1 pseudogene is annotated in these 633 nt (G+C 33.2%); it reads left to right on the top strand.

The features are described 5' to 3' along the window. Positions 1–633 (top strand): annotated as a pseudogene (locus KH893_RS11405) (hypothetical protein); the annotation flags it as partial.

The raw sequence follows: 633 nt of genomic DNA, 5'->3' as shown, positions 1-633 counted from the left end.
AGATAAGCGGGTTTCAAAAGCAAATTGGTTACTTTATTTTCAAACGATAAATGATCGTGAACCGACAAAAAAAGAAATTGATGAAGCTTTTGCTAAAGGCCAATTTGTGGAAGATTCTTCGACCAACCATACATACTCCAACGAAGAGAGTTCTACGGAGACTTTTCAACGCATGATAGTTGGAACGCTACAAGCAATTAAGCAAAATTATTTCGTTGTTGGGAATGCTGTTTTGGCATTTTTAATATTACTGGCATCATATTTTTATTTTCAAATTCATTCTGGTATCAAAGTTACCATTCAAATGGCCAGCCAAACTTCTTCTGCACTACTAACGAATGTTATTGTTCAGTTAGAATCATACAATGTTCTTGTTTTGTTTTTGTTTTCAGTAACTTTACTTTTAGGTTTAGTGATGGCATTTTTCACTGCCAACATCGTTTATAAGTTTGAAGCTAATTTATTAAAAAAGAATATCATTGTGGTTCTTGACTGGATTACTTTCGGGTTCTTTACTGTTCTGGTTGTATTTGTAAAGAGCCTTTTAAATGGGCAAATGGTAGAAAATACGTCCTTTAATATTTCCCAGACGCTTGATCTTGTAAAAAGCTCTATTAACGGAGTCATTAATAA

Source organism: Liquorilactobacillus sicerae (assembly GCF_029916425.1).
Classification (GTDB): Bacteria; Bacillota; Bacilli; order Lactobacillales; family Lactobacillaceae; genus Liquorilactobacillus; species Liquorilactobacillus sicerae.
This window is presented reverse-complemented; position numbering and strand designations above follow the sequence as displayed.